Origin of the sequence: Marinovum algicola (assembly GCF_900109145.1) — a bacterium.
In the GTDB taxonomy this organism is placed as follows: Bacteria; Pseudomonadota; Alphaproteobacteria; order Rhodobacterales; family Rhodobacteraceae; genus Marinovum; species Marinovum algicola.
In genome coordinates, this window is sequence record NZ_FNYY01000003.1 from 228,138 (window position 1) to 254,691 (window position 26,554).

Consider the following 26,554-nt stretch of genomic DNA (forward strand, 5'->3'; position numbering starts at 1 on the left):
TTAGCCCCGACCTTCACCGGGTTTCAAGGGCAAATCGAAGTCATTCGCACAATTGATGTATTCCGGTGTCAACAGGTCGATTCTCAGCTGTCGAGGATCACGTTCAGCCGCCGGTTCTGGCGGCCCTTCTTCTCGATCTTGCCCAGCCGGATGGCGCCGATCTCGCCGGTGCGTGCCACATGGGTGCCGCCGCAGGGCTGAAGATCGACCTGGTCGCCGCCCTTGCCGATCCGCACCAGACGCACCCGGCCCTGGCCGCGCGGCGGCTTGACCGACATGGTCTTGACCAGCTCGGGCGTCGCCTCGAGCACGGCATCGGTGACCCAGGTCTCCGACACCGGCAGATCGCGCTCGATCAGCAGTTGCAGCGCCTCTTCGATGATGTCGCGGTCTGCCGGGGCCTCGGGCATGTCGAAATCGAGCCGGCCCTTCTCGCTGGTGATCGCCCCGCCGGTCACCGGCAGCGGCACCACGACCGACAGCAGGTGCAGCGCGGTATGCACCCGCATGTGGCGGTGGCGGCGCTCCCAGTCGAGGTATTGCATTACATGGGTGCCGGTGCCCGGCAGCGGCATCGGTTCCGCCGGGACAAGCACCACCGCCCCGCCCTCGCCCTTGACGGTGGTGGCGATGGGCATCTCGATCCCGTCCCAGACCAGCAGGCCGCTGTCGCCGGGCTGGCCGCCGCCGGTGGGATAGAACACCGATCGGTCAAGCACGATGCCTCCTTCGGGCGTGTGGCCGGTCACCCTGGCCGGGGCCTCGCGGAGATAGGGGTCTTCGCGAAACAGCAGCGCTGTCATCGCTCGCCCCCGGCGTCTCCGGTCACATCGCCGGTGCCGTCGCCCGGCGAAGGCTCGCGCTGGGGCGCGGCGCCGGTGTCCTCACGGGCCGGGGCGTCCTCTTCTGACGCCTTCGGCGCCTCCTGCGGGCGCAGCGCCTCGGGGTTGCGCAGCCAAATGTCGCGCTGAGCATAGGGGATCTCGATGCCTTCCTTGGCAAAGACCTCGACGATCTGATGGCGCATCTCGGTACGCACGCCCATGCCTTCGCCAATGTCGCGCAGCACGGCCCGGATCCGGAAATCGAGCGAATCCGCCCCGAAGCCCATGAAATCCACTGCCGGCTCGGGGTTCATCAGCACCTGATCGTGGTGCCGGGCGACCTTGAGCAGCAGGTCCTGCACCTTGCGGGTGTCCGACCCGTAAGCCACGCCGACATCGATGATGATCCGGCCGATCGAATTGCCGCGGGTATAATTGGCCACCCGGCCCGAGACGAAATCGGCGTTGGGGATGATCACGTCGTAGCGGTCGAAGGTTTCGAGCTTGGTCGAGCGCACCGAGATCCGCTTGACCGTGCCGTGGATGCCGCCGACCTCGATCCAGTCGCCTTCGGCGATCGGCCGTTCGATCAGCAGGATGATCCCCGAGACAAAGTTCGACACGATATTCTGAAGCCCGAAACCGATCCCGACCGAGAGCGCACCAGCGACGATGGCGAGCGACGACAGGTCGAGCCCGGCCGAAGTGATCGCCACCAGCGCGGCAATGAAGATACCGACGTAGCCGATGCCCGAGATGATGGCGTTCTGCCCGCCGGTGTCGATCTTGGTCTTGGGCAGGATCGAGTTCTTGAGCGCGCCCTGAAGCAGACGGGTCGCCATGTAGCCGGCGACAAAGACCAGCAGCAGCACCAGGAAATCCATCGGTGAAATGCGGCTGTCGCCAATCGCAAAGCCTTCGCCGATCTGGGTCCAGAGCTCGGTCAGGTCGGCCACCCGCGCGCCCCAGAGCAGCGCCAGGAAAGGCAGCGCCGCGAGCGCGAGGGTAAACCCGATCAGCACCGTGATCAGGCTGTCGGCCTCTTCCTCGGACTGGCGCATCACGTAGCGGTAAAGATCGTTGGTAAAGCGTTGCAGCACCACGATCAGCCCGAGCAGGCCCAGCGTCGCGATGGTCGGAAAGATCAGCCGCGAGGCGGCGGTGCCATAGCCGGTGGCTGCCAGCACCGGGCCGACGATCGACACCAGGATGACGATCCGGCCGAGAAAGCTGACCACCCGGGCGCGCACCAGGCGTTCGGTGTTGGCACTGTCGAACTTGATATGGGTGATCATCAGCTGCCCGAGGCGGAACAGGATCAGCGCCGTCACCACCAGCAGCGGGAATTCGAGCACCGAGACCGTGGCCTCGTCATAGCTCTCGATCTGGGCGAATTCATGAATCGCGTCACGCAGCACCAACAGGATCGCAAGGGTGCTGGCATAGGTCCGTGCCTCGCGCCGCTGGCTCCGTGCCATCGGCAACATGCGGTCGCCGTCGTGCTGTGAAAACAGCCGGTCGACCAGCCAACGCAGCCCGAGGATCACCAGGCCCCAGGCCGGAAGATTGTCGAGCAGCAGGGTGGTCAGCGCGCCCGGCGTGCCGGTGGCAAAGATCGCCTCGGTCAGCGCGTAAAGGCCGATCAGCGGAAGCGCGATCTGGCCGACCGAGACAAGGAAGCTGAAAACCGCGCCGCCGCGGGCCGAATTCTTTCGCATCCAGTTGCCGCCGTCGCGCGCCCAGGCCCGGCCGCGCAGCACGAGCACGCCCCCCACGACCAGCAGCAGCAGCACCATCGGCAGGTTGCGGCGCAGTTCAGCCTGGCCGATGTCGGAGCTCCAGGACTTGTCGATCTCGCTGCCGATGGCGGTCCAGGTCTGGCCCAGGTCGCCCAGGGCAATCGCCCAGTTCTCCGGCATCAGCGGGATCGGCCCGAGCTCGAACAGCGCGTCGGTCTGGCGGGCGCGGATCAGCGCGTCGATTTCCCGGATGATGCCGTCGGCGCGGTTATAGGCCTCTTCCGCGGCGCGGATCGGGGCGCGCAGCTCGGCAAGCTGTTCGTTCAGCTCGACCCGGCGATTTGCCACCTCTTCGGGCTCGGTCTCGCCCTCGGCCGGGGCCTCGCCCAGGGCATCGAGCTGCGACTGGATGGTGCGGATCCGCGATTGGTTGGTGTCCTGCGCCGTCAGAAAGCGCGCACGCCAATCCGCCAGCTCGCGGCGCAGCGTCTCGAAGGCGCTGTCAGAGGCGCGGCCGGCGGCCAGTGCGCTCTCGGCGCGCCGCGCCAGCTCGTTCCAGGCCTCGAAATCGATCGGCTCGTCAGCGGCGGCCAGCGACATTCCGACTTGAAGATCCGGCTCGATGTCTCCGACCGAGATATCTTGCGCATGCAACGCACGCGTGGAGAGAACAAGGCTCGCGAACAGGGCCAGCAACAGCGCCGGCAGAAAGGCAGGCATACGCATCAGCTGTCCTCGAACACGCCGGGGATCGAGGCCGGTGCGCGGGTCAGCCAATCGGGTGTCGGCAGGCCCTTGTCGCGCAGGAACTCGGGGTTGAACAGCTTGGACTGATAGCGCGTGCCATAGTCGCAGAGGACGGTGACAATGGTGTGCCCCGGCCCCATTTCCCTGGCCAGCCGGATCGCGCCCGCGACGTTGATGCCGGACGACCCGCCAAGGCAGAGCCCTTCGTTCTTGAGCAGGTCAAAGACGATGGGCAGCGCCTCGCTGTCCGGGATGTTGTAGCTGAAATCCGGGGTGAAGCCTTCGAGGTTGGCGGTGATCCGCCCCTGGCCGATGCCCTCGGTGATCGAGCTGCCTTCGGCCTTGTGCTCGCCGTGATTGTAGAAATGGTTCAGCGTCGCGCCATCGGGATCGGCCAGTGCCATCTTGACGCCCTTGGGTTGCAGCGCCATGCCGACACCGGCCAGCGTGCCGCCCGAGCCCACCGCCGCGACAAAGCCGTCGACCTTGCCACCGGTCTGCTCCCAGATCTCGGGGCCGGTGGTTTCGACATGCGCCTGACGGTTGGCGACATTGTCGAACTGGTTGGCCCAGATCACGCCCTTGTCCGAGCTCTCGTTCATCTTCTCGGCCAGGCGCCCCGAGTAGCGCACGTAGTTGTTGGGGTTGCGATAGGGCGCCGCCGGCACCTGCACCAGCTCGGCGCCGGCCAGACGGATCATATCCTTCTTTTCCTGGCTTTGGGTCTCGGGGATGACGATCACCGTCTTGAAGCCCATCGAGGCCCCCACCAACGCCAGACCGATGCCGGTGTTGCCCGCCGTCCCCTCGACGATCGTGCCGCCGGGTTTGAGCAGACCTTTCTCCACCGCGTCCTTGATGATGTAGAGCGCGGCGCGGTCCTTGACCGACTGGCCGGGGTTCATGAACTCGGCCTTGCCCAGGATGGTACAGCCGGTTTCTTCGCTGGCCTGCTTCAGCTTGATCAACGGGGTTTTGCCAACGGCGTCGGCCAGATCGGATGCAATGCGCATAATGTCCGCTCTCCTCTAAGGATTTGTCGTTGTGTATGCGCCGTGCGGCGTGAACTCAAGGGCGCGCAACAAGCCCGCCCCGGCGCAATTTCTCACGATGCCGTGCAAGCCAGAGCAGCATCATCGCCAGAGGCCCGGCATTGGCCTCGCCGCTTTCAACCAGCGTCATGGCCCGATCAAAGGAAATCACATGGCTGCGGATGTCTTCGTTTTCATGTGCCAGCCCGGCCAGACGGCCCTCCTCGGCCGAAAGATCGCAGAGCCCGAGATAGCAATGAAAGAACTCGGTCGAATAACCCGGCGAGGGATAAACCCGCGTCATCAGCCGCAGGTCGCCCAGCTCCAGCCCCGCCTCCTCCATCGCTTCTCGCCGGGCGCAATCGGCCGGGCGTTCGCCGGCGTCGACCAGCCCGGCGATGGGTTCCAGCATCCAGGGCACCGGATCACGCCGCCAGACCGGGCCAAAGCGGAATTGCTCGACCAGCATCACCTGATCCTGCACCGGGTCATACGGCAGCACCAGCGCCGCATCATAGGCCTGAAACGCCTCGCGCCCGATGGTGGCGCTGCGGGCGCCGTCGAACCGGCGGAAAGAGATATCAAAGGCGCGCAGGCGGAAAAAGCCGTCATAGCCCGGCCGCGTCGCTTCGATCCGGTAATCGTCCGGCGCCGGCGCCCGGCGCACCGTCGTCGGCGCCGCCTCCTGCGCCAGGCATTGCGCCCAGCCGCGCGCCCGGATCCAGGGAAACAGCCGGTCGATGTCCTGCGGCGTGGTCACGCCGAACCGCTCCATCACCTCATCCGCCGCCGCCAGCGTCAACGGGCCGAAGCGCGCCACCCAATCGGCCAGCCGCCAAGGCGCGCCCGCCGGCCAGCGCGCGCCCTCGGGCAGATAGACCAGCGCCTGGCAGGCGCCCTCCGGCGTCGTCACCTCGAGCGGTTCGAGCGCATAGCCGAACCCGCCTTCGTAGTGATCGAGCCGCGCCAGCGCCTCTTCATCCAGATCGAGCAACAGCAGGCCTTCGGCGCGCCCGCGGGCTTCGGCCCGGATGGTCGGAAAACATTCGCCCGCCGCCCAATAGACCGCCCAGCCCGGCAGCACCGCCGGGCTCAGCGCGATCTCGGCCGCGGGCCGGCCCAGCACCCGCTCCAACAGCGGCACATGGCACAGAGTGCCGTAGAAAAACAGATCGGCCATCGGCTCAGTTCCAGCGCAGCGAGGCAAGGTAGGTCAGCAGCCCGGCCAGCACCCCGCCCACCGCCAGGGTCAGGATCACGTCGAGCGTGAAGACCTGCGCGCCGAAATCGACGCCGATCTGAAACACCGCCGCAATCGCCTCGATCGGCCCGTCATAGCGGTGCCGCATGGCCAGCCGGGTCATTTCATTGGCCGACTGCGCGAACAGTGCCACGAAGGTGAGGATCGCCGCGCCGGTCAGGCCAAAGCTGATCGCATCGGCCAGCCGCGTCGTCGACAAGGGCCCGGTGTAGAACCAGCCCGTGAGAAAGCCAATTGCCATGTTGAGCGGCAGGAATATCCCGAAATCCGTCGCCTCGGGCATCACGTCCATGACCATCTTGGACACGACATAGGCCAGAACCGAGAGCACAATCGCGGCAACGAGCTTGGGGATGGTGGGCATCAGGCGGCGGGCCTCCGAACGGTGATCTGCGTTACGTCGCAGTTACCGCTGTGAAAGGTCGCCGCGCAAGAGGTGAGATAGAAGTTCCACATCCGCCGGAACCTCTGGTCAAAGCCCAGCCGGGCCACCTCGTCCCAGCGGGAATTGAAGGTTTCGTGCCAGCGGCGCAGGGTCTGGCTGTAGCTCTCGCCGAATTCGACCGAGCGCAGCACCCCCAGACCCGCCTGCTCGATCTCGTCCAGCAGCGCCTTGCGCGAAGGCAGCATGCCGCCGGGAAAGATGTATTTCTGGATGAAATCGACCCCGCGTCGATAGACCTCCCAGCGCTTGTCCTGCACGGTGATGATCTGAAGCGTCGCCGATTTTCCGGGCCGCAGCCGTTCGCGCACTGTGTCGAAATAGACCGGCCAGTATTTCTCGCCCACCGCCTCGAACATCTCGATGCTGGCGATGCCGTCGTATTGCCCGCGCTCGTCGCGATAATCCTGCAACTTGAACTCCACCTGCCCGGCCAGCCCCGCCCGCGCGATCCGGTCCCGGGCATAGTTGAACTGCTCCTTGCTGATCGTCAGCCCGGTCACCCGCAGCCCGCGCTCGCGCGCGGCATATTCGGCAAACCCGCCCCAGCCACAGCCGATCTCGAGCACATGATCGCCGGGCTGCACCTCCATCTGATCGACCATCGAGGCATATTTGGCGATCTGCGCGTTTTCCAGGCTTTCCTGACCGGTCTCGAACAGCGCCGAGGAATAGGTCATCGTGTCATCGAGCCAGAGGCCGTAGAATTCATTCCCCAGATCGTAGTGATACGAGATATTCCTGCGCGCCTGCCGCCGCGAATTGCTGTTGAGCCAGAACCGCAGCCGTTCATAGGCGCGCACCAGCGACATGCCGGGAAAGCCGTCATACAGATCGTCATTGTCGGCATGCACCAGATCAAGAAAGGCCATCAGGTCGGGCGTGTCCCACCAGCCATCGAGGTAGGCATCGCAAAACCCCAGATCGCCCTCGCGGATCAGCCGGGCAAAGACATCGGTGTTGTGAATGGCCAGCTCGGCCACCGGCCCGGCGGCCCGGCCCTCGGCACGAAACCGCCGCCCGTCGGGCAGCACGAAATCGAGCCGGCCATGGTTCATCTCGCTGGTGGCCGCGAAGACCTGGCTGAAATACCGCGGCAGGTTGGCCTGCCCATGCGTCGACGTGAGATACATTGCCCACTTCTTCCCTGTTATATGAATAGTTTAGGCGCGATTTTCATCATCTGGCAAGTCGCGGATCAGAAGCCTCTGTTCTCATAGGCGGTCAGCGCCCTTTGCCGGCCTTCGTCGAGCCTGACGACCGGCTCGGGATAGGGATCGTCGGGCGACATGTTCCAGCGCCGGGGGATCGACTCGAAATAGGCCAGCGCGGTCTCCGGCGGATCGTCCTGCCCCTCGGCGATCCAACGGGTCACATAGGCGCGCCGGGGATCGAATTTCTCGCGCTGGGTGACCGGGTTGAAGACCCGGAAATAGGGCGCGGCATCCGGCCCCGACCCCGCCACCCATTGCCAGCCCATGGCATTCGACGCCGGATCCCAATCGGTCAGGCAATCCTCGAACCAGCGCAGCCCCACCTTCCAATGGGTCATCAGGTGCTTGGTCAGGTAGGAGGCGACGATCATCCGCACGCGGTTGTGCATCCGCCCGGTGACATACATCTCGCGCAGCCCGGCATCGACCAGCGGAATGCCGGTGCGCGCCTGTTTCCACGCCTTGATCTCGGCGGCGCGTTCGTCGTCCCGCCAGGGAAAGCCGTCCCATTCCTCGCGCCAGTTGTCCGTCAGAATGCGCGGCATGTTGACCATCAGGTGATAGGCAAACTCGCGCCAGCCCAGTTCGCGCAGAAAGGCCTCGGCGCCCGGCTTGCCCTCGTGACGTGCTCTCTGGCCCGCGTGCCAGCACTGGCGCGGGCTGATCTCGCCATAGGTCAGATATTCCGACAGGCCCGAGGTGGCATCGTCCGCCGGAAAATCGCGCCGGTCCTTGTAACCGGCGACATCCTCGTCGATGAACCGCGCCAGCCGCGCCTGCGCCGCCGCCTCGCCGGGATCGGTGTAACGGCGCACCACCTCCGCCCCGCACCGCATTGCTTGGCCCAGGTTCCAGTCATTCAGGTTTTCGCTTGTAGCCCATTGACTTGGTGTCGGAATCTTATCCGGCGCTTTAAGATTGGCGCCCACATCGCGGCCCTTGACCGCCTTCCAATATGGTGAAAACACCTTGTATGGCCCGCCGCTCTTGGTCTCGACCGAGCGCGGATCGAAGATGACATGCCCTTCATGCATCTCAAATTCAATATCTTGCGCGTCGAACTTCTCCTTTAACTTGAAGTCACGACGCTCGATCTCCGGGTGATAGCTCCGGGAACAGAGGATGCGGGTCGCCCCGGTGTCCTGCACCAGGTCAGTCAGAACCTCTGACGATTTTCCCGAACGCAGGATCAGTCTGCTGCCCTTGTCCTCCAACATGCTGGCCAGCGCCTCGAGGGACAGGCCCAGCCGCCATTTCGGAGCGGCGCCAAGCCTGTCGACGCTGGTGTCTCGGATAAAGACCGGCACCACCGGGCCCCGCTTGCAGGCCGCCGTCAAAGCCGGGTGATCAGAGAGCCGCAGATCGCGGCGGAACCAGAGAAGTGTTGTCACGAATGCCCCCTTTTTCACTGATACGCAGCCCGGCAACCCCCGGATCACACGAGATGTTCTGAGCTGACGCAAAGGTATGGCGAAATCCTTTCCTGCCAAGCCGCGCAGGTCTAGTCTGGCCGCACCGAAGTTTTCGAAAGGTGCCTGTGTGACCTGCGCCCTGATCCTGCCCGCCGCCGGCCGCTCCAGCCGGATGCGCGGCGCCGACAAGTTGCTTGAGGACGTGGGCGGCATGCCCTGCCTGCGCGCCATGGCCCTGCGCGGGCTCAGCGCCGGGCTGTCGGTGATCGTTACCCTGCCCGGCGCCGATCATCCGCGCGCCCAGGCCTTGGCGGAAACCCCGGTGCGGCGCGTTCTGGTGCCAGACGCCGCCGAAGGCATGGCCGCCTCGCTGCGCGCCGCCGTGGCGGCCCTGCCCGTGGGCACGTACGCCGCGCTCGTCCTGCCGCCCGACATGCCCGATATCACCAGCGCCGATCTGCGCGCGCTGGTCCGCGCGGCCGAGGCCGACCCGGAGGCGCTGATATTTCAGGCCACGACCCGGGACGGCGCGCCAGGCCATCCGATCCTGTTTCGCAACGCCTTGTTCGACGCGTTTCACCAGCTCACCGGCGACACCGGCGCGCGGAGCATCCTTCAGGCGCACAAGGCGGCGCGCCGGCTTGTCGCCCTGCCGGGCGACCGCGCCCGGCTCGATCTCGACACGCCCGAGGCCTGGGCGGCCTGGCGTCAGCGCAAGACGGCCTAACCGGCAAACAGCACCCGCGCCTGATGCGCCTTGAGCGTGGCGCGGGCGGCAGGATAGACCTGATGCAGGTTGTCGCGCGCAGCCAGCTCCGGGAACAGCGCCAACAGCTCGGCCCGCTGATCGCCGTCAAGCGCGGCCAGGGTCATGTCGCCGGGCTGAAAGCTCTCGGTCCAGATTCCGTCGCTCAGCACCACTTCGTGCTGGTCGAAAAGGATGTGGACATAGGTCACCGGCGCTTCGGCCCCGGCCACCTCGACCCCGTCGAGACAGGTCAGATGGGTGGCGGCAACAAGCACCTCTTCCTCGCCAAACCACATCTGCGTCGCGGCATTGCCCACCAACACCCGGTGTTGCGGCGAGACCTTCATGTCGCGGTCCGGCATCTCGGGGCCAAGCGCGCCACGGCGGATGTGGATCGGCCGCAATGCCGGCGCCCCGGCCAGCTGACTGGCGTCGAGCCGGCGCGCCCCGACCCAGCGGATCATCTGATAGCCATTGTCGCGGGTCAGCACCCGGTCGCCCACGCGCAGCGCCTCGACAGGCACTTCTCCCCTTAAGGTCTTGATCAAGGTTCCCGGCGTAAAGCACGGTATATAATCAACATTCTCGATTTCCGAGAAGGTCAGGGAACCGCCGTCAAGCCAGGTGACCGTGCCGCTTTCCAGATCGGTCTCGTCATAGGTGATGACGGCCGGGCCGGTGATCACCAGCGTGTCGTTGTCCTCCCCGCCAGACCCGCCGTCAACCACGTCGCCGCGGCCGCCGTGGATGATATCGGCACCGTCGCCACCAAGAATGGAATCCGCGCCCTCGCCACCATCGATCAGATCGTTGTCAGCGCCGCCGTCGATGGTGTCGGCCGCCTCGCCACCGCTGATCGTGTCATCGCCGGCGTAGCCATGGATCGTGTCGGCGGTGCCGTCGCTGCCATCGGTCTGGTCGCCTTCGGCATCGACGTAATCCACCCCCATGGCATCGCCGGCCGACGTGCCGTCAACGATCCGGTTCGACGGAATGCCGATGGCCACCAAGAAATCGAGATCGGCGGCGGTGTCCGGCGCGATGCCCACCAGCGTGATGCTTTCACCGCCCGGAAAGGTCAGAACGGCATTGCCGGTGCCATCGTCGCTCACCCCCACGTCGCGGGCAGTGACCGGGGTCACACCGCCATCCGTGGTAAGCCCGCTGACATCCAGCGTGTCATTGGCGCTGAGTGTACCGTCGGCCCCCACACTCGGCGCGGCAAAGCCCTCGACGATGTCCGCGCCACCGAAATCGGCCAGGGTCAGCGTGTCATTGCCGCCGCCCAGAATGATGTTTTCGATATCGGTAAAGGTGGCGGTCGCGGTGCCGTCGGAAAAACTGCCGTTCTCGGGGTTCACGTCGCTCAGATCGATGCTCAGCCCGGTGGTGGTGCCGCTCAGGTCGAGCGTGTCGCCCGACGTCTCGGCCAAGGCGTCGCCATCGATCGTGTCATTGCCGAAATTGTCCTCGATGACAAAGGTGTCGTCGTTGTAGCCGCCCCAGATAGAATCGTCGCCGGCCCCGCCATAAAGGACATCCTCGCCAAAGGAGCCGCGCAGGAAATCATTGCCGTCACCGCCGAAAAGCGTGTCATTGCCGGTGTTGCCATAAACGGTGTCGTCGCCGGTACCGCCAAATTGCAGATCGTCGCCAGAGCCGCCGTCAAGCGTGTCGGACCCGGCGCCGCCGCGCAGCGTATCGTCGTTCTCATCGCCAAAAAGCGAGTCGTTGCCGCCGCCGCCGTCCAGGCTGTCGTGGCCGGTGCCGGCATACAGCGTATCGCCGCCTTCGCCGCCGTCCAGCGTATCGGCGCCCTGCCCGCCATGCAGAAGATCGTCACCGGCGCCGCCGGAGAGGCTGTCATTGCCAAGGCCGCCCTCCACCGTATCATTGCCGAGCCCGGCAACCACCACGTCATCGCCGGCGCCGGCATCGACGGAATCGGCATTGCTGCCGTCGCTGTGATCCAGCGCATCGATCCGGTCGCCCTCGGGGTCGGCCAGATAGCCGGCATCGATGGTGTCATTGCCGGCGGTGCCCTCGACAACGAAGTTTCGCGCAACATCCAGAGACAGATTGTCGAGCGCGATGCCGGTCAGCGTCTGGGCGCCGGGATCATTGTCGGTCGCGATGGTGAAATCCGAGGCGCTCTCGGTCGGGGTGAAGGTAAAGCTCACTTCCTGCCAATAGGGCGCCGTCACCCCGGTGCTGTCGATTGGTATGCTGAACGTCTGGCTGCCGATGGTCACGTTCAGATTGGTCGCGCCCGGCTGGTTGACCGAGCCGTCGGAGTCGTTGACGTAATAGTCGAAGGTAAAGGTGTAGGTCTTGCCCGCTTCAACCGGCGCGGCCAACGTAGTGGTCAGCCCCTCGTTGTAGCTCTCGTTGGAATACATCGTGATGTAGCCAGTGCCGTCCGCCGCATCGAGATCGGCGGGCATCCAGCTTCCGGCCCATTCAAAACCGCCATCGGTCTGAAGATCGGGCGAGCCTTCGGTGCGGGTCCAGCCTGCCGGGGCCTGATTGCTGCCCGAGGCGGTATTGGTCTCGAAGACACCGTTCGAAATGAGATTTGCCATCGATCAGCCCCCCGCGATCCGGGTGCGGTCTGTCGGCTTGCGGTCTGACGGGCTGGCCTTGGCCCGGCCTTCGGTGATCCGTGGGCGAATTCTTCCCCGGCGGCGCAATTCTTGCATCTGTAACTGGTTACCCCCTTCACTTGCCTCCGGCGCACACCGAAGACCACACCGGATGCGCCGGCGTGCAGGCCCAGATGTGACCGGACTTTGGGTCAGCGATGTGGTGGCTTGCGGGAAAGATCATGGAGCGTTGGCCCGGCGAGGCAAAAGCCAAAGCGGTTCAAACTTTGACGCCGCGGGCGATGTTTCCAAAGTGGAAACACTGTAATCACATGAAAATTTTTGATAAATTCCGGCCGACGTGGACTGGCCCCGCCGCCCGCGCTGACGACAACGCGCGACACGCTCAAAACGCGCCGCTGAAATGTGGCGATTTCGCGGCGAGATCGGCGAAGATGCGGCCAGAGCCGGTCCTGCCGCCCCTGGCCATGATAGACAGGCGCCCCCCGTAAAGAGGGACGCCCGTGCGCTGCATAATCAGAACCTAGCGGACCAGAAGCTTGGCTTCGTGCTTCTTCAGCGACCGGCGGGCGGCCGCGTAGTCTTGCAGCCCTTCGGCGGTCTGAAGCTCGGGAAAGAGCTCGTAGATTTCCGCCTTGGGCTTGGCGCCCATGCTGTCCATGGTCTGATCGCCGGGCTGGAAGCTTTCGGTCCAGACGCCGTTCGACAGAACCACTTCGTGTTGATCGAACATGAAGTGGATATAGGTGACGCCCAGGGTGCCGACTTCGTCGACGCCGTCGAGATCGGTCAGGTGCTTGGCCGCCGCCAGAACCTCGCGTTCCTCGAAAAAGAGCTGCGCCTTCTCGCCGCTCATCAGGATGCGGTGCTGCGGGCTGACCAGAATGTCCTGCTCGGGCAGGTTCGGGCCAAGGCTGCCGGCCTGGATCAGGATCGGGCGCAGATGCGGCGCGCGCGCCAGCTTGTGCCCGGTCAGCTCGGTGATGCCGATCCAGCGGATTTCCTGCAACCCGTTGTCACGGGTGATGATCCGGTCGCCCTCGCGCAGATCCTCGATCAGACGCTCGCCGGTGGGTGTGGCGATGGTCGTGCCGGGGGTAAAGCAGGGAATGACGTTCTCGATGTCCTCGAAAGTCGAGCTGCCGAGCAGCGCGCCGGTGTCGTCGAAATATTCGACAAAGCCGTCTTCGCGGTCGGCCGTGGTATAGGTCACCGAGAGGCTGCCGCCCGCCGGCGCCGAGCCGGTCAGATCGAGCGTGTCATAATCGTTGGGCAGACCGTCCGCGCCGTCGCCGGCCGGGCCGTCGCCGCCATCGACGCTGTCGCCGACGTTCGAGCCGATGATGGTGTCGCGTCCGTCGCCGCCAAGGACGGTATCGGCGCCCGCGCCACCTTCGAGCAGGTCTTCGTCGATCCCGCCATCGATCACGTCGTCGCCTTCACCGCCCAGGAGCGTGTCGTCGTCGTCACCACCGAAGATGGTGTCGTTGCCCATTTCGCCATCGACGAAATCACGATCATTGTCCGGCACCGGATCGGTGGCGTCGGGTTCGTTGTTGAACAGCATCGAACTGGTCTGCGAGCTGGCGTCGATCGAATCGTCGCCGTCATAGCCCAGGATGGTATCCGAACCATGGCCGCCGATCAGGCTGTCGTCGCCGGTCCAGCCGTCGATGTAATCGTCGTCGATGCCGCCGTCGATGGTATCGGCGCCGTCGCCGCCATCGATGGTATCGGCATCGTCGCCGGTCGCGATCAGATCGTCGCCCGCGCCGCCCATGACGGAATCGCGGCCGTCGTCGGTGTTGGGATCGGACAGGATTCCGCCGATCGGCAGGTTCGGATCGTCGCCTTCATAATCCGAGAAGGTGTCGATCCCGGCGATGATCGTGTCATTGCCGTCGCCGCCATCGATGGTGTCGGCGCCCTGAATATCGTTGATGCTGTCGTTGCCGCCGCCGCCGGTCACCAGGTCGTCGTCGATGCCGGGGGTGATGACGTCATCCCCTTCGCCGCCGTCGATGGTGTCGCGGTCATCGCCGGTCGAGATGGTGTCGTCGCCCGCGCCGCCCGACACGCTGTCGCGGTCGTTCTCCGGGTCGTCGTCGACCGGCACGCCGGGAAAGGTCGGCACGTCGATCGCCTCGTCATTGGCGTCGGACATCAGCTCGTCATTGCCGGCGCCGCCGTTGAGCGTGTCGCTGCCGTCGCCCGCGCGCACGGTATCATGGCCATCGCCGGCATCGACAGAATCGTCGCCATCGCCGGCGAGGACGGAATCGTTGCCCTCGTAGGCTTCGATGATGTCGTCTTCGGCATCGGCCGGATCGGTCGAGAAGATATTGTCGCTGAAATCGACGCGGTCGCCCTCGGGATCGCCGGTATACCCCGCGTCGATGGTATCGTCGCCGGAGGTGCCTTCGACAATGCCGTCGAGACCGCTCGAGGGGCCGCCGTCATTGCCGCTTTGCTGCGTGGTGGGCGGGGTGTTGTTGTTGTTCTCTGATACGGGCACGTTAGGAACGCCTCCCTTCGTCAATGCTGTTGAAATATGTTTCGATCTGCATCATCGCTTCGCGGATGCCAAAAACGATCCGCCAAGACGGCGGTTGAAGGTCACCACTAGTCTTTCTGGTCTCAGGCATCGCGCCCCCTTTACCTTTTAACGCTCGGATCACCGTGCAGACTGAAAACGCCCGGATCACGCGCCGCTCTTGAAAGTGCCATACGAACTGGGATGCAGACAGGATCTCGGGTCCGGCAAAATCCGCCGGATGCCTTCGGATGCAGTGCAATCGCACCCGTCCAACTGATCGTGTCCGTCATCAGAAGTATGACTGTTTAGCGGCCGCCCCCGTGGCCAGCAGTTACCCCCCAGTGGGCAGGATTGAGAGTATGGCGAGGCGTTGCTCAAACAAAGCAGAAATTGTTCGGAAAACAGACCGTCTCTTGCGGGGAAACGGGTTGAGCCGGGCCCGCGGCACCTGTCGTTTCGCCACGTCCGGTCAGAGCGTTCCTGCAAATTTCCCCATATTTTTAGGGAAATTAATGAATTGTTAACCGGTACGCTGCTGCGGGCCTGGCTTCGTCCGGGATGGTTTTTCCGGCCCGGAGCCCCCCGCATTTTCCCATGGCGCCACGAAAATTGTGCAATAACAACGCCGAGGATTGTTGGCGTTCTGTCGCCAATGGCCTGTTTTCCGGGGGACTGATTACAACTGAACGATGAGCCGAATAGCTCGAATTGATTCGAAATATCGGCGGGTTAAGCTCCGAATGGCTGTTTGGTGCCGTCACGGCAGGTAAAATGATACTGCTTTTCGCGCCAATTGCGCTGCCTTTCTCCGCCGAATTCCGCGCTTTCGACCCTAGCGAAAGTCGTCGTTCCTGTCGCCGGACATTCCGCAGTGCTGACCTGTGCATAGGGATAGGCCGCAATCGCCGGCCGCGTCCATTGCCAATCGGGTCACGGCCGGAACGACCGTGGCGGTCGGCCGTATTGCGCCACGAAGGCCCGCGTCATTGCCGCCGCGCCGGCATAGCCGCAGCGCAAGGCGATCTCGGTGATGGAATAATCCGATTGTTCCGCATACCGCCGCGCCGCCGCCAGCCGCAGCCATTTGTAGACCGCTTTCGGCGCCGCCCCCAGATCGGCCTGAAACGCCCGTGTCAGGGTGCGCTGCGTGGTCTGCAAGCGCGCCGCCAGGGTGGCAATCGGCAGCGGCGTCTCGAGCGCGCCGGACATCAGGGTGATCGCCTGTTCCACCAGCGGCGAGGCAGGGCCGCGAAACATCCGGTCGACCGGCGGCTCAGCGGTGCGATGCAGGAAAAACGCCGAGACCTCGAGCCCCAGCGCTTCGCCATGGGCGGCGCGGATCATCGCCAGCACCGTGTCGAAGGCCGCCATCGCCCCGCCCGACGTGGTGCGGTTGCCGCAGGTCACCACCCGGTCAGAGACCGTCTCGATCGTGTCGAACCGTTCGGAAAACGCCGTCATCTCGGCCCAGTGGATTGTCGCCCGCGCGCCATCGAGCAGCCCGGCCTGGGCCAGAAGCCAGGCGCCGGTGTCCATCCCCACCACATGGCCGAACCGGTGCGCCGCGGATTTCAACGCGGCCGCCGCCGCCGGGGTGGCGTGGTGGCGCACGTCGTAGCTGGACAGAACCACCAGGTGATCTCCGCCGGGATGGTCGCGCAGCGGCCCATGCGGCAGCACCGGCAATCCGCTCGAGGATTCCACCGTCTCGCCGTCGAGCGTGACGAAGCGCCAGCGATAGGCCTCGCGCATCAGGATTTCATTGGCGGCGCGCAGCGGCTCGACCGCATTGGCCAGACAGAGGTTGGAGAACCTCGGAAAGAGGAGAACCGCCACCTCCTGCGGCGCGACGGCCGGATTTGTCCAGTTTCGCATGTTTTCTGTCTAGAAGCGCATCCTGCCGGGCGTCAAGCCAGATAGCTCTGGGGCAACGCAGCACCGGGAGAGCGCCATGCAGTTCGGACTGACCGCGGAACAGGAGATGATCGTCTCCACCGTCCGCAGCTTTGTCGAGAAAGAGATCTATCCGCATGAGGCCGAGGTCGAGCGCAGCGGACAGGTGCCGCCGGAGCTTGCCGCCGAGATCAAGCGCAAGTGCCGCGCGCTCGGGTTCTATGCCTGCAATTTCCCCGAAGAGGTTGGCGGCGCCGGGCTGAGCCAGCTGGATTTCACCCTGGTCGAGCGCGAACTGGGGCGCGGCTCGATGGCGCTGACGCATTTCTTTGGCCGGCCGCAGAACATCCTGATGGCCTGCGACAGTGCCCAGCGCGAACGCTACCTGCTTCCGGCGGTACGCGGCGAGAAAATGGATGCCCTTGCGATGACCGAGCCCGACGCCGGGTCGGACGTGCGGGGGATGAAATGCACCGCGGTGCGCGAGGGCGGCGACTGGCTGGTAAACGGCTCCAAGCATTTCATCTCGGGCGCCGAACACGCGGATTTCTTTATCGTTTTCGTGGCCACCGGCGAGGACGAGACGCCGAAGGGGCCCAAGAAGCGGATCACCACCTTCCTCGTCGATCGCGGCACGCCGGGGTTCGAGGTGCGCGAGGGCTATGCCTCGGTCAGCCATCGCGGCTATCGCAACTCCATTCTGGATTTCGACAATTGCCGCCTGCCCGACGCCCAGGTTCTGGGCGCGGTCGACGGCGGCTTCGAGGTGATGAACACCTGGCTCTACGCCACCCGGTTGACGGTGGCGGCCTTTTGCGTCGGCCGGGCGCGGCGCTGTTTCGATCTGGCGCTGACCCAGGCCGCCGAGCGCCGGCAATTCGGCCAGCCGATCGGCAGGTTTCAGGGCGTGGGCTTCCAGATCGCCGACATGGTGACCGAGATCGACGCCGCCGACTGGCTGACCCTGGCGGCGGCCTGGCGGCTCGATCAGGGCTTGCCAGCAAACCGCGAGATCGCCTCGGCCAAGCTCTACGCCTCGGAAATGCTGGCACGGGTGACCGACAGCAGCTTGCAGATTTTCGGCGGCATGGGGCTGATGGACGACTTTCCCATCGAGCGGTTCTGGCGGGATGCGCGGGTGGAGCGGATCTGGGACGGAACCTCGGAAATCCAGCGGCACATCATCAGCCGCGATCTGCTTCGGCCCTTGGGGGCGTGATGGCCGGGCGTGATACATGCTGGGATCAGGGCGGCTCCTCGGGGCTCGAGCGGCTGTTGCGGCCGCGTTCGATCGCGGTGATCGGCGGCGGAAGCTGGTGCAGGAATGTCATCGAGCAATGCCGCAAGATCGGGTTTGGCGGCGAGATCTGGCCGGTGCATCCGACACGCGCGACGGTTGGCGGGGTGGCGTGCTTCCCGGATGTCGGCGCCCTGCCCGGCGTGCCGGATGCGGCCTTTGTCGGGGTCAACCGCGAAGCGACCGTCGCGGTGGTGCGGGCGCTGGCGGCGCGGGGCGCGGGCGGCGCGGTCTGTTTCGCCTCGGGCTTTCGCGAGGCCCGGGGCGAGACCGCGGATGGCGCCCGGTTGCAGACGGCCTTGCTGGAGGCGGCGGGCGGCATGACGCTGCTCGGGCCGAATTGTTACGGCTTTCTCAATTACCTCGACGGCGCGGCGCTCTGGCCGGATCAGCATGGCGGCCTGCCCGTGGCGCGCGGCGTGGCGATTGTCACCCAATCGTCGAACATCGCCATCAACCTGACCATGCAGGCGCGCGGGCTGCCACTGGCCTATGTGGTGACCGTCGGCAACCAGGCGCAGACCGGCCTGTCGGACGTGTCGCGGACGCTGTTGCGCGACCCGAGAGTGACGGCACTGGGGCTGCATATCGAAGGGATCGACGATCTGCGGGCCTTCGAGGCGATGGCGGCCGAGGCGCAGGCGCTGGGCAAACCGGTGGTGGCGCTCAAGATCGGCCGGTCCGATCAGGCGCGCGCGGCCACGGTCACCCATACCGCGTCGCTGGCCGGCAGCGACGCCGGCGCGCGGGCGCTGTTGCACCGGCTGGGGATCGGCCAGGTGGCTTCCCTTCCGGTCCTGCTCGAAACGCTGAAGCTCCTGCATGTGACCGGGCCGCTGACCTCCAACCGTATCGCCTCGATGTCCTGTTCCGGCGGCGAAGCCAGCCTGATGGCGGATATGGCGGAAGGCTCCGGGCTGGTCTTTCCGCCGCTCGACGCCACCCGGCGGGCGGCCTTGCGGCGCGTGCTCGGACCCAGGGTGGCGCTGGCCAACCCGTTGGATTACCACACCTATATCTGGGGCGACATCCCGGCGATGATCACGGTGTTCAGCGCGATGACGGGCGGCGATCTGGCACTGGGCTGCGTGGTGCTGGACCTTCCCCGCGCCGATCGCTGCGACCCGGGCGCCTGGACGCCGGTGATCACCGCGATGGAACGCGCCCGGGATGCGACCGGCACCCCCCTGGCGCTGGTCAGTTCCCTGCCCGAGACCTTGCCGGAAGAGGTTGCTTTGCGGTTGATGGACAACGGCATCCTTTCTTTCGGCGGCATGGCCGAGGCCATCGCCGCCCTTTCCGCCGCCGCCCGGATGCGCCCGGCCGAGGGCGCGCCGCTGCTGGTGCCGCCGGTCGCGCCGCAGGGCCGGACTTTGAGCGAGGCCGAGGCCAAGGCGGCCCTGGCCGCCGACGGGCTGCGCATCCCGGCTTCGGCGCCGGCCGCAACCCCCGAGAGCGCCGCCACCGCAGCGGCGCGCATCGGATGCCCGGTGGTGCTCAAGGGCTGCGGCATCGCGCACAAGACCGAGGCCGGGGCGGTGGTGCTGGGGCTGGCCACGCCCGACGCCGTGGCCCGGGCGGCGGCGGACATGCCGGGGCCGAGCTTTCTGGTCGAGGAGATGGTGACCGACGGCCTCGCCGAAGTGCTGATCGGCGTCGTCGCCGATCCGGCGCATGGCTATGTCCTCACCCTGGCGGCGGGTGGTACGCTGACCGAAATCCTCGAGGATCGGGTCTCGCTGCTGGTGCCTGCCAGCCGCGCGGAATTGCGCCAGGCGCTCTCGCAACTCAGGATCGCGGTGCTGCTCCAAGGCTATCGCGGGCGCCCCGCCGCCGACATCGACGCCCTGCTTGACGCGGTGATGGCGGTGCAGGCCCATGTAGCCAGAACCTTGCCGCAGGAACTTGAAATCAACCCGCTGATCTGCACCGCCACCGGCGCGGTGGCGGCGGACGCATTGATCCGAACCGGAGAGGAATGATGACCGAAAGCCCGATCAAGACCCACCGCCGCGGCCATGTGCTGGAAGTGACGCTGGACCGGCCCAAGGCCAATGCCATCGATCTGGCCACCAGCCGGATCATGGGCGATGTCTTTACCGCGTTTCGCGACGATCCCGATCTGCGGGTGGCGCTGCTGACCGCGGCCGGCGAAAAGTTCTTTTGCCCCGGATGGGATCTCAAGGCCGCCGCCGAAGGCGACGCGGTGGACGGCGACTATGGGGTCGGCGGCTTTGGCGGCTTGCAGGAGCTGCGCGGGTTGAACAAGCCGGTGATTGCCGCGGTCAACGGCATCTGCTGTGGTGGCGGTCTGGAACTGGCGCTGTCGGCCGATATCATCCTCGCCGCCGATCACGCCAGCTTTGCCCTGCCCGAGATCCGTTCGGGCACCGTCGCCGATGCCGCCTCGGTCAAGCTGCCCAAGCGCATTCCCTATCACATTGCGATGGAAATGCTGCTGACCGGCCGCTGGCTCGACACCGCAGAGGCGGCGCGCTGGGGGCTGATCAACCACGTCTATCCGGCCGGCGAACTGATGGCAGAAGCCCGCAAGCTGGCCGATCTGCTGGCCGCCGGGCCGCCACTGGTCCAGGCGGCGATCAAGGAAGTGGTGCGCGAGGCCGAGGGCATGAAATTCCAGGATGCGATGAACCGCATCACCAAGAGCCAGTTCGCCACGGTCGAGCGGCTCTATCGCTCCGAGGACCAGAAGGAAGGCGCCCGCGCCTTTGCCGAAAAACGCGATCCCGTTTGGAAGGGGAAATAGATGCCATTGAACATGAACCGCAACGTCTTCATCACCTGCGCGGTGACCGGATCGGGCGGCACGCAGGACAGAAGCCCGCATGTGCCGCGCAGCCCGGCCGAGATCGCCGAGAGCGCCATTGACGCCGCCAAGGCCGGCGCGGCGGTGGTGCATTGCCATGTCCGCGACCCCGAGACCGGCGCGCCCTCGCGCCGTCTGGAGCTCTACCGCGAAGTGACCGAACGCATCCGCGCCGCCGAAGTCGACGTGGTGCTGAACCTGACGGCGGGCATGGGCGGCGACATGGTCTTTGGCCCGCCCGAGGCGCCGCTGCCGCTGAACGAGACCGGCACCGACATGATCGGCGCGGGTGAACGCATGGCGCATGTCCGCGCCTGCCTGCCCGAGATCTGCACGCTCGATTGCGGTACGATGAACTTTGCCGAGGCCGACTACGTGATGACCAACACGCCCGGCATGCTGCGCGCCATGGGCGGGATGATGACTGACCTGGGGGTGAAGCCCGAGATCGAGGCTTTCGACACCGGCCATCTCTGGTTTGCCAAGGAGCTGGTGCGAGAGGGCACCCTGGCACCGCAGGCGCTGGTGCAGCTCTGCATGGGGGTGCCCTGGGGCGCGCCCAATGATCTCAACACCCTGATGGCGATGGTCAACAACATCCCCGAGGATTGGACCTGGTCGGCGTTTTCGCTGGGCCGCGATCAGATGCCCTATGCCGCCGCCGCGGTACTGGCCGGCGGCAATGTGCGCGTCGGGCTGGAGGACAACCTCTTTCTCGACAAGGGCGTGCTGGCCACCAGCGCGCAGCTGGTCGACCGCGCGGTGACGATTGTCGAGAACATGGGGGCAAAGGTGATCGGCCCGGCAGAGGTCCGCGACAGGCTGGGGCTGGTGAAACGCGCGCCGCAAGGAGGTGCCGCATGACCCGCAAGGCAGCGATCATCGGCGGCGGCGTCATCGGCGGCGGCTGGGCCGCGCGCTTTCTGCTCAATGGCTGGGACGTGGCGGTCTTCGACCCCGACCCCGAGGCGCGGCGCAAGATCGACGAGGTGCTGGCCAACGCCCGCCGGGCCCTGCCCGCGCTTTATGACAAGGCGCTGCCACCCGAGGGAAATCTGAGCTATCACTCGGATTTGCACGCGGCCGTGGCCGGCGCGCTCTGGGTGCAGGAGAGCGTGCCCGAACGGCTCGACCTCAAGCACCGGGTGCATGACGCAATCACCCGGGCCGCCGATGCCGAGGCGGTGATCGGCTCGTCGACCTCGGGCTTCCGCCCCTCGCAGCTGACCGCCGAGGGCGCGCGGGTGATCGTCGCCCATCCGTTCAACCCGGTCTACCTGCTGCCCCTGGTCGAACTGGTGGGCGAGGCCGGGCATTGCGCGCGGGCGGCAGAGATGCTGCACGAGATCGGAATGTCTCCCCTGACGCTGCGCAAGGAGATCGACGCCCATATAGCCGACCGGCTGCTCGAGGCGGTCTGGCGCGAGAGCCTCTGGCTGGTCAAGGACGGCATCGCCACCACCGAAGAGATCGACGAGGCGATCCGCATGGGCTTCGGGTTGCGCTGGGCGCAGATGGGGCTGTTCGAGACCTATCGCATCGCCGGCGGCGAGGCCGGGATGAAGCATTTCCTGGCCCAGTTCGGCCCGGCGCTGCAATGGCCCTGGACCAAGCTGATGGATGTGCCCGAGTTCACGCCCGAGCTGGTCGACCTGATCGCCGGGCAATCAGAGGCGCAATCCGGGCATCTCTCGATCCGCGATCTCGAGCGGCTGCGCGACGACAACCTTGTCGGCATGATGCGGGCTCTGCGCAAGTCCGGCAGCGGCGCCGGCGGCACGATCACCGCGCATGAGGCGGCCTTGCCCGATGCCGCGTCCGCCGACCTGCCGGTGACGGTGGACCGGGTGATCCCGCAGAGCTGGACCGACTACAACGGCCACATGAACGAGGCGCATTATGTCGAGGTCTCCTGTCAGGCCACCGACCGTTTCATGGAGATGATCGGCGCCGATGCCGCCTATGTGGCGGCGGGCGGCAGCTATTTCACGGTCGAGAACCACGTCCGCTACCTGGCCGAAATGCGCGCCGGCGGGCGGGTGACGGTGACGACCCAGGTGCTCGCGGGTGCCGGCAAAAAGATGCATCTGTTCCACCGTCTGCTGATGGCGGACGGCACATTGGCCGCCACGGTCGAAACGCTGCTCCTGCATGTCGACATGGCCACCCGCCGCAGCGCGCCGCCGTCGACGGAGGTCGCCGGAGCGCTCGGCCGCTTTGCCGAGGCCCATGCCGGCCTGCCGAAGCCGAAGGGGGTCGGGCTTGCGGTGGGTCACCGGGGCTGAGCCACGCGCGGCCCCGAGGCCGGGCGTTTGTGCGGGCCGGGCGTTCGTGCGGGCCAGGAGGTCCCGGATCGGGGTCCGGGACGCGACAGGCTATTGCCCGCCGATTCTCTCGCGCGTCCCGGCCGCCGCGCCGGGGCCTCACCCTGCCCCGCGCCCCCGCCTGCGCCGCAAAACCCGCACAGATCGCCCCGCCCCGACTTCCCGCTTGTTCCTCTTGAATAATCTCTGCCGAAAGATACGGTGGCAGGCATAAATCAAACGGGAGGAACAATAACATGAAACTTGCCAGATACTTTGCCATTGCCACACTGGTCGCCGCCACCCCGGCGCTGTCGCAGATGCAGCTCTCGATCGCCACCGGCGGCACCGGCGGCGTCTATTACCCGATGGGCGGCGGCTTGGCCGAGGTGATCAACAATCACGTCGACGGCTACAGCGCGACCGCCGAGGTCACCGGCGCCTCGGTCGAGAACATGGGGCTGATCGCGACCGGCGACGCCGATTTCGCCATCGGCCTCGCCGACACCGTGCAGCAGGCCTATACCGGCACTGGCCGTTTCGAGGGCCAGCAGCTGCCGATGATCCGCGCCGTGGGCTCGCTTTATGCCAATATGGTGCAGATCGTGACCCTGGCCGACAGCGGCATTGAGGGGCTCGACGATCTCAAGGGCAAGCGCGTCTCGGTCGGTGCACCGGGCTCGGGCACCGAGGTCAATGCCCGCACCCTGCTCGAGGCCAATGGCATCAGCTTCGATGATTTCGACGCCCAGCGGCTGAACTTCAACGAGACCGCCGATGCGCTCAACAACGGCGATATCGACGCCGGCTTCTGGAGCGTCGGCGCGCCGACCTCGTCGATCCTCAACCTCGCCACCACCAACTCGATCCGCATGATCGGCCTCAATGACGAACAGCTCGCGGCGGCCGATGCAGCCGACGAGACCTTTGCCCCGCTGAAGCTCGCGGGCGGCGTCTATCAGGGCGTCGATGATGAAGTGTCCACCGTGGGCGTGCCCAACGTGCTGGTGGTGTCGTCCGAGATGGACGCGGACACCGTCTATCAGATTACCAAGGCGATGTACGAGAACATTGCCGACATGCAGGCGGTGCACCCGGCGGCGAACGAGACCACGATCGAATTCTCGATGAACGCCACCCCGGTGCCGCTGCACCCCGGTGCGCTGCGCTATTTCGAGGAAGCCGGCGCCACCGTTCCCGACCATCTGCGCCCGTGATCGGCGCTTTCGGAAGAGGGCTTGCGGCCCTCTTCCTCACCGTTTCGACCGTCCAGGCCGGCGTTCTGACCGCCACCCTGCCCGACGGCACCGAGATCGGCCGCATTGCCGTCGCCGAGGGCGGTGGATGGTGCGTGCTGTGGAACCATTCGGTGCAGGGCTTTCCGGTGCAGGATTGCTACCAGAACCGCCAGGGTCGCATGGTGCTCACGCGCTCGCACCAGCCCGATTTCGCCGCCGGTCTCGGCCATCTGCCCGGCCGGGGGCGGCAGGTCTCCGACGGCGCCGGCGGCTATTGGATCGAAGACATCGACGAGCCGGTCCCGGGGGATGCCTATGTGCTCCGCCCCGGCCGCGCTGCCGTCAATCACAGGATCGTTGCAGGTAACGCCGAAATCCCGCTTTCGGCCCGCGCCGCGCGCCAGCGGGTCCGGATCGCTCTGCAACCGGGAGACCCCGAATGACCGACACCTATGAAGTCAAGGCGCCCGGCGCCGACCGCCAGCCGCGCTCGGTGCTGATGGCGATCGCCATCGTCGCCATCACCCTGTCGCTGTTCCAGCTCTATGCCGCCGGCATCCAGCCGCTGGGGCTGTTCTTTCAGCGGCCGATCCACCTGGGCTTCATTCTGGTACTCTGTTTCCTGATGTATCCGGTCACCGGCAACCGGCCGCGCGGGCTGGTCGGCTGGGCCATCGACGGGCCGCTGATCGCCTGTGGCGTGCTGGTCGGCTATTGGGTGCCGGCCAATATCGACGCCATCGCCAATGCCATCATCCCGCGGCAGCAGGATGTCGTCGTCGGCGTCATCACCACCCTCGTGGTGCTCGAGGCGGCGCGGCGCGCCATCGGCCTCGGCATGACAATCATCGGCGCCATGTTCATTCTCTACGCCTTTGCCGGGTCGCGCGGCGAACTGCCCTGGCTGGCCGACTGGATGCCCGGCATCCTCAACCACCGGGGCTATACGCTGGACCGGCTGGCCAGCCAGATGACCCTGGGCGCCGAGGGCATCTTCGGCCTGCCGCTGGGCGTGGCCGCCACCTTCATCTTTGTCTTCGTGCTGTTCGGCGCCTTTCTCGAAGTCACCGGCGCCGGCAAGTTCTTCATCGACCTGGCCTATGCCGCCACCGGCCGCCAGCGCGGCGGCCCGGCCAAGGCGGCGGTGATCGCCTCGGCCGGCATGGGGTCGATTTCGGGCTCGGCGATCGCCAATGTGGTGACGACCGGCGCCTTTACCATCCCGCTGATGAAACGCCTCGGCTACCGCCCGGCTCAGGCCGGCGGCATCGAGGCCGCGGCCTCGACCGGCGGCCAGATCATGCCGCCGCTGATGGGGGCCGGCGCCTTCCTGATGAGCGAATTCACCCGCGTGCCGTATATCGAGATCGTGCTGGTCTCGATCTTTCCGGCCGTCCTCTATTTCGGCGCGGTCTATCTGCTGGTGCATATCGCCGCCGTCAAACAGGGCATGAAGGGCCTTCCCTCGGCCGATCTGCCCCGGGTGCGCGAGGTGCTGGCCGAGGGTTGGCATTTCCTCTTGCCGCTGGTGGCGCTGGTCTGGCTGCTGGTGGTCGGCTATTCGCCGATGCGCGTCGGCTTTTACGCCATCCTCGCGGTGATCGGCGCCGCGGTGCTGCGCGGGCTGATGCAATATTTCGCCGCCGGCCCGACGCTGGCCGGACTGGTGGCGCTGGCCAGGGCAGGCTTTGCCAAGACGCTCGAGGCGCTGGAGCTGGGCGCGCGTAATGCCGTTGCCGTCTCGATGGCCTGCGCCGTGGCCGGGATCGTCGTCGGCGTCGTCGGCCTGACCGGGCTGGGGCTGAAGTTCTCGGCGATGATGCTGGCCTTTTCCAATGGCAACCTGCTGCTGGCGCTGCTTTTGGTGGTGATCGCCTCGCTGATCCTCGGCATGGGGCTGCCGGTGACCGCGGCCTATATCGTGCTGATCATCCTCGTCGGCCCGGCGCTGACCGAGGAATTCGGCATCCCGCTGCTGATCTCGCATCTGGTGGTCTTCTGGTGGAGCCAGGACAGCAACGTCACGCCACCGGTGGCGCTCGCCGGCTTTGCCGGCGCGGCGATTGCCAATGCCTCGCCGATGGAGACCTCGGTGCAGGCGTGGAAATACGCCAAGGGGCTCTACCTGATCCCGCTTTTCATGGTCTACAACCCGTCGATCATCGAAGGCGGGCCGGTGCCGCTGGTGCTCTGGAACGGCTTTATCGCGATCCTGGCGCTGACCGCCTTTGCCGCCGCGCTCGAGGCCTATCTCTTCGGCCCGATGCCGCATTGGGCACGGCTGCTGGTGGTGCCGGGAATGATCGCAGTGTTCTGGCCCAGCCTCCAGATCGAGATCGCGGGCGCCCTGCTGCTCTGCGCGCTGCTGGCGATGAACTGGTTCGGCGCGCGCGGCCACAGGCAACCGGCACCGGGATGAGACGGCACATGAAATCCGGC

The 26,554-nt window shown here is 66.0% G+C and carries 19 protein-coding genes; 9 read left to right on the top strand and 10 right to left on the bottom strand.

Annotated elements, in window-relative coordinates:
* Positions 1 to 83 precede the first annotated feature (83 nt).
* The 7 genes from BMW90_RS06575 to BMW90_RS06605 form a co-directional block, all read right to left on the bottom strand.
* A complete protein-coding gene (locus BMW90_RS06575; protein ID WP_074835678.1) occupies positions 84 to 803 on the bottom strand; it encodes an alanyl-tRNA editing protein in 720 nt (239 codons plus the stop codon).
* Positions 800 to 3,289, bottom strand: a complete 2,490-nt coding sequence (locus BMW90_RS06580) for a DUF3772 domain-containing protein (protein WP_139211241.1) — start codon at positions 3,287 to 3,289, stop codon at positions 800 to 802. The genes BMW90_RS06575 and BMW90_RS06580 overlap by 4 nt, the downstream gene beginning before the upstream one ends.
* Positions 3,289 to 4,323: a cysteine synthase A gene (locus BMW90_RS06585; protein WP_074835680.1), complete on the bottom strand. Its 1,035-nt coding sequence runs from the start codon at positions 4,321 to 4,323 to the stop codon at positions 3,289 to 3,291. Before BMW90_RS06585 ends, BMW90_RS06580 begins: the two co-directional genes overlap by 1 nt.
* A gap of 55 nt (positions 4,324 to 4,378) precedes the next feature.
* Positions 4,379 to 5,521, bottom strand: a complete 1,143-nt coding sequence (locus BMW90_RS06590) for an NUDIX domain-containing protein (RefSeq protein WP_074835681.1) — start codon at positions 5,519 to 5,521, stop codon at positions 4,379 to 4,381.
* 4 nt (positions 5,522 to 5,525) lie between these two features.
* Positions 5,526 to 5,966 carry a TrgA family protein gene (locus BMW90_RS06595; RefSeq protein WP_048531839.1) on the bottom strand — a complete coding sequence of 147 codons (441 nt, stop codon included), beginning with the start codon at positions 5,964 to 5,966 and terminating at the stop codon, positions 5,526 to 5,528.
* Complete coding sequence (locus BMW90_RS06600; protein ID WP_074835683.1) at positions 5,966 to 7,177, bottom strand: SAM-dependent methyltransferase; 1,212 nt, start codon at positions 7,175 to 7,177, stop codon at positions 5,966 to 5,968. The genes BMW90_RS06595 and BMW90_RS06600 overlap by 1 nt, the downstream gene beginning before the upstream one ends.
* A 65-nt stretch (positions 7,178 to 7,242) precedes the next feature.
* Complete coding sequence (locus BMW90_RS06605) at positions 7,243 to 8,649, bottom strand: cryptochrome/photolyase family protein (RefSeq protein WP_074835684.1); 1,407 nt, start codon at positions 8,647 to 8,649, stop codon at positions 7,243 to 7,245.
* Between the two features lie 148 nt (positions 8,650 to 8,797).
* On the opposite strand from BMW90_RS06605, the gene BMW90_RS06610 reads away from it, so the two are divergent.
* A complete protein-coding gene (locus tag BMW90_RS06610) occupies positions 8,798 to 9,397 on the top strand; it encodes a nucleotidyltransferase family protein (protein ID WP_170850512.1) in 600 nt (199 codons plus the stop codon).
* Here BMW90_RS06610 and BMW90_RS06615 read toward each other — a convergent pair.
* The 3 genes from BMW90_RS06615 to BMW90_RS06625 all read right to left on the bottom strand — a co-directional run bounded on the left by BMW90_RS06615 (position 9,394) and on the right by BMW90_RS06625 (position 16,432).
* Positions 9,394 to 12,000: a Hint domain-containing protein gene (locus tag BMW90_RS06615; protein ID WP_074835686.1), complete on the bottom strand. Its 2,607-nt coding sequence runs from the start codon at positions 11,998 to 12,000 to the stop codon at positions 9,394 to 9,396. The genes BMW90_RS06610 and BMW90_RS06615 overlap by 4 nt on opposite strands.
* Positions 12,001 to 12,544: 544 nt before the next feature.
* Entirely contained in the window at positions 12,545 to 14,536 is a 1,992-nt protein-coding gene (locus tag BMW90_RS06620; protein ID WP_083415979.1) for a Hint domain-containing protein, read from the bottom strand.
* Between the two features lie 951 nt (positions 14,537 to 15,487).
* Positions 15,488 to 16,432, bottom strand: coding sequence for a GlxA family transcriptional regulator (locus tag BMW90_RS06625; protein ID WP_074835687.1), 945 nt, complete (start codon positions 16,430 to 16,432; stop codon positions 15,488 to 15,490).
* 76 nt (positions 16,433 to 16,508) lie between these two features.
* On the opposite strand from BMW90_RS06625, the gene BMW90_RS06630 reads away from it, so the two are divergent.
* The 8 genes from BMW90_RS06630 (at position 16,509) to BMW90_RS06665 (ending at position 26,534) form a co-directional block, all read left to right on the top strand.
* On the top strand, positions 16,509 to 17,669 hold the full coding sequence (locus BMW90_RS06630) for an acyl-CoA dehydrogenase family protein (protein ID WP_074835688.1): 1,161 nt from the start codon (positions 16,509 to 16,511) through the stop codon (positions 17,667 to 17,669).
* On the top strand, positions 17,669 to 19,729 hold the full coding sequence (locus BMW90_RS06635) for an acetate--CoA ligase family protein (protein WP_074835690.1): 2,061 nt from the start codon (positions 17,669 to 17,671) through the stop codon (positions 19,727 to 19,729). Before BMW90_RS06630 ends, BMW90_RS06635 begins: the two co-directional genes overlap by 1 nt.
* Positions 19,729 to 20,514, top strand: coding sequence for a carnitinyl-CoA dehydratase (locus BMW90_RS06640; protein ID WP_074835691.1), 786 nt, complete (start codon positions 19,729 to 19,731; stop codon positions 20,512 to 20,514). Before BMW90_RS06635 ends, BMW90_RS06640 begins: the two co-directional genes overlap by 1 nt.
* Complete coding sequence (locus tag BMW90_RS06645) at positions 20,515 to 21,438, top strand: 3-dehydrocarnitine:acetyl-CoA trimethylamine transferase BcoG (RefSeq protein ID WP_074835693.1); 924 nt, start codon at positions 20,515 to 20,517, stop codon at positions 21,436 to 21,438.
* Positions 21,435 to 22,859: a carnitine 3-dehydrogenase gene (locus BMW90_RS06650; RefSeq protein WP_074835694.1), complete on the top strand. Its 1,425-nt coding sequence runs from the start codon at positions 21,435 to 21,437 to the stop codon at positions 22,857 to 22,859. Before BMW90_RS06645 ends, BMW90_RS06650 begins: the two co-directional genes overlap by 4 nt.
* Before the next feature lie 275 nt (positions 22,860 to 23,134).
* Positions 23,135 to 24,094 (top strand): TAXI family TRAP transporter solute-binding subunit, encoded by a 960-nt coding sequence (locus BMW90_RS06655; RefSeq protein WP_074835696.1) that lies wholly within the window; start codon positions 23,135 to 23,137, stop codon positions 24,092 to 24,094.
* Positions 24,091 to 24,558 carry a DUF1850 domain-containing protein gene (locus tag BMW90_RS06660; protein ID WP_170850516.1) on the top strand — a complete coding sequence of 156 codons (468 nt, stop codon included), beginning with the start codon at positions 24,091 to 24,093 and terminating at the stop codon, positions 24,556 to 24,558. The genes BMW90_RS06655 and BMW90_RS06660 overlap by 4 nt, the downstream gene beginning before the upstream one ends.
* On the top strand, positions 24,555 to 26,534 hold the full coding sequence (locus BMW90_RS06665) for a TRAP transporter permease (RefSeq protein WP_074835697.1): 1,980 nt from the start codon (positions 24,555 to 24,557) through the stop codon (positions 26,532 to 26,534). The genes BMW90_RS06660 and BMW90_RS06665 overlap by 4 nt, the downstream gene beginning before the upstream one ends.
* The last annotated feature ends 20 nt before the right edge of the window (positions 26,535 to 26,554 follow it).

Bases quoted from the DNA above. Each gene is read 5' to 3' on its own strand.
- BMW90_RS06645 (WP_074835693.1), top strand. From the start codon at position 20,515: ATGCCATTGAACATGAACCGCAACGTCTTCATCACCTGCGCGGTGACC.
- BMW90_RS06650 (WP_074835694.1), top strand. From the start codon at position 21,435: ATGACCCGCAAGGCAGCGATCATCGGCGGCGGCGTCATCGGCGGCGGC.
- BMW90_RS06595 (WP_048531839.1), bottom strand. From the start codon at position 5,966: ATGCCCACCATCCCCAAGCTCGTTGCCGCGATTGTGCTCTCGGTTCTG.
- BMW90_RS06665 (WP_074835697.1), top strand. From the start codon at position 24,555: ATGACCGACACCTATGAAGTCAAGGCGCCCGGCGCCGACCGCCAGCCG.
- BMW90_RS06575 (WP_074835678.1), bottom strand. From the start codon at position 803: ATGACAGCGCTGCTGTTTCGCGAAGACCCCTATCTCCGCGAGGCCCCG.
- BMW90_RS06615 (WP_074835686.1), bottom strand. From the start codon at position 12,000: ATGGCAAATCTCATTTCGAACGGTGTCTTCGAGACCAATACCGCCTCG.
- BMW90_RS06580 (WP_139211241.1), bottom strand. From the start codon at position 3,289: ATGCGTATGCCTGCCTTTCTGCCGGCGCTGTTGCTGGCCCTGTTCGCG.
- BMW90_RS06630 (WP_074835688.1), top strand. From the start codon at position 16,509: ATGCAGTTCGGACTGACCGCGGAACAGGAGATGATCGTCTCCACCGTC.
- BMW90_RS06590 (WP_074835681.1), bottom strand. From the start codon at position 5,521: ATGGCCGATCTGTTTTTCTACGGCACTCTGTGCCATGTGCCGCTGTTG.
- BMW90_RS06600 (WP_074835683.1), bottom strand. From the start codon at position 7,177: ATGTATCTCACGTCGACGCATGGGCAGGCCAACCTGCCGCGGTATTTC.
- BMW90_RS06635 (WP_074835690.1), top strand. From the start codon at position 17,669: ATGGCCGGGCGTGATACATGCTGGGATCAGGGCGGCTCCTCGGGGCTC.
- BMW90_RS06640 (WP_074835691.1), top strand. From the start codon at position 19,729: ATGACCGAAAGCCCGATCAAGACCCACCGCCGCGGCCATGTGCTGGAA.
- BMW90_RS06585 (WP_074835680.1), bottom strand. From the start codon at position 4,323: ATGCGCATTGCATCCGATCTGGCCGACGCCGTTGGCAAAACCCCGTTG.
- BMW90_RS06655 (WP_074835696.1), top strand. From the start codon at position 23,135: ATGAAACTTGCCAGATACTTTGCCATTGCCACACTGGTCGCCGCCACC.
- BMW90_RS06625 (WP_074835687.1), bottom strand. From the start codon at position 16,432: ATGCGAAACTGGACAAATCCGGCCGTCGCGCCGCAGGAGGTGGCGGTT.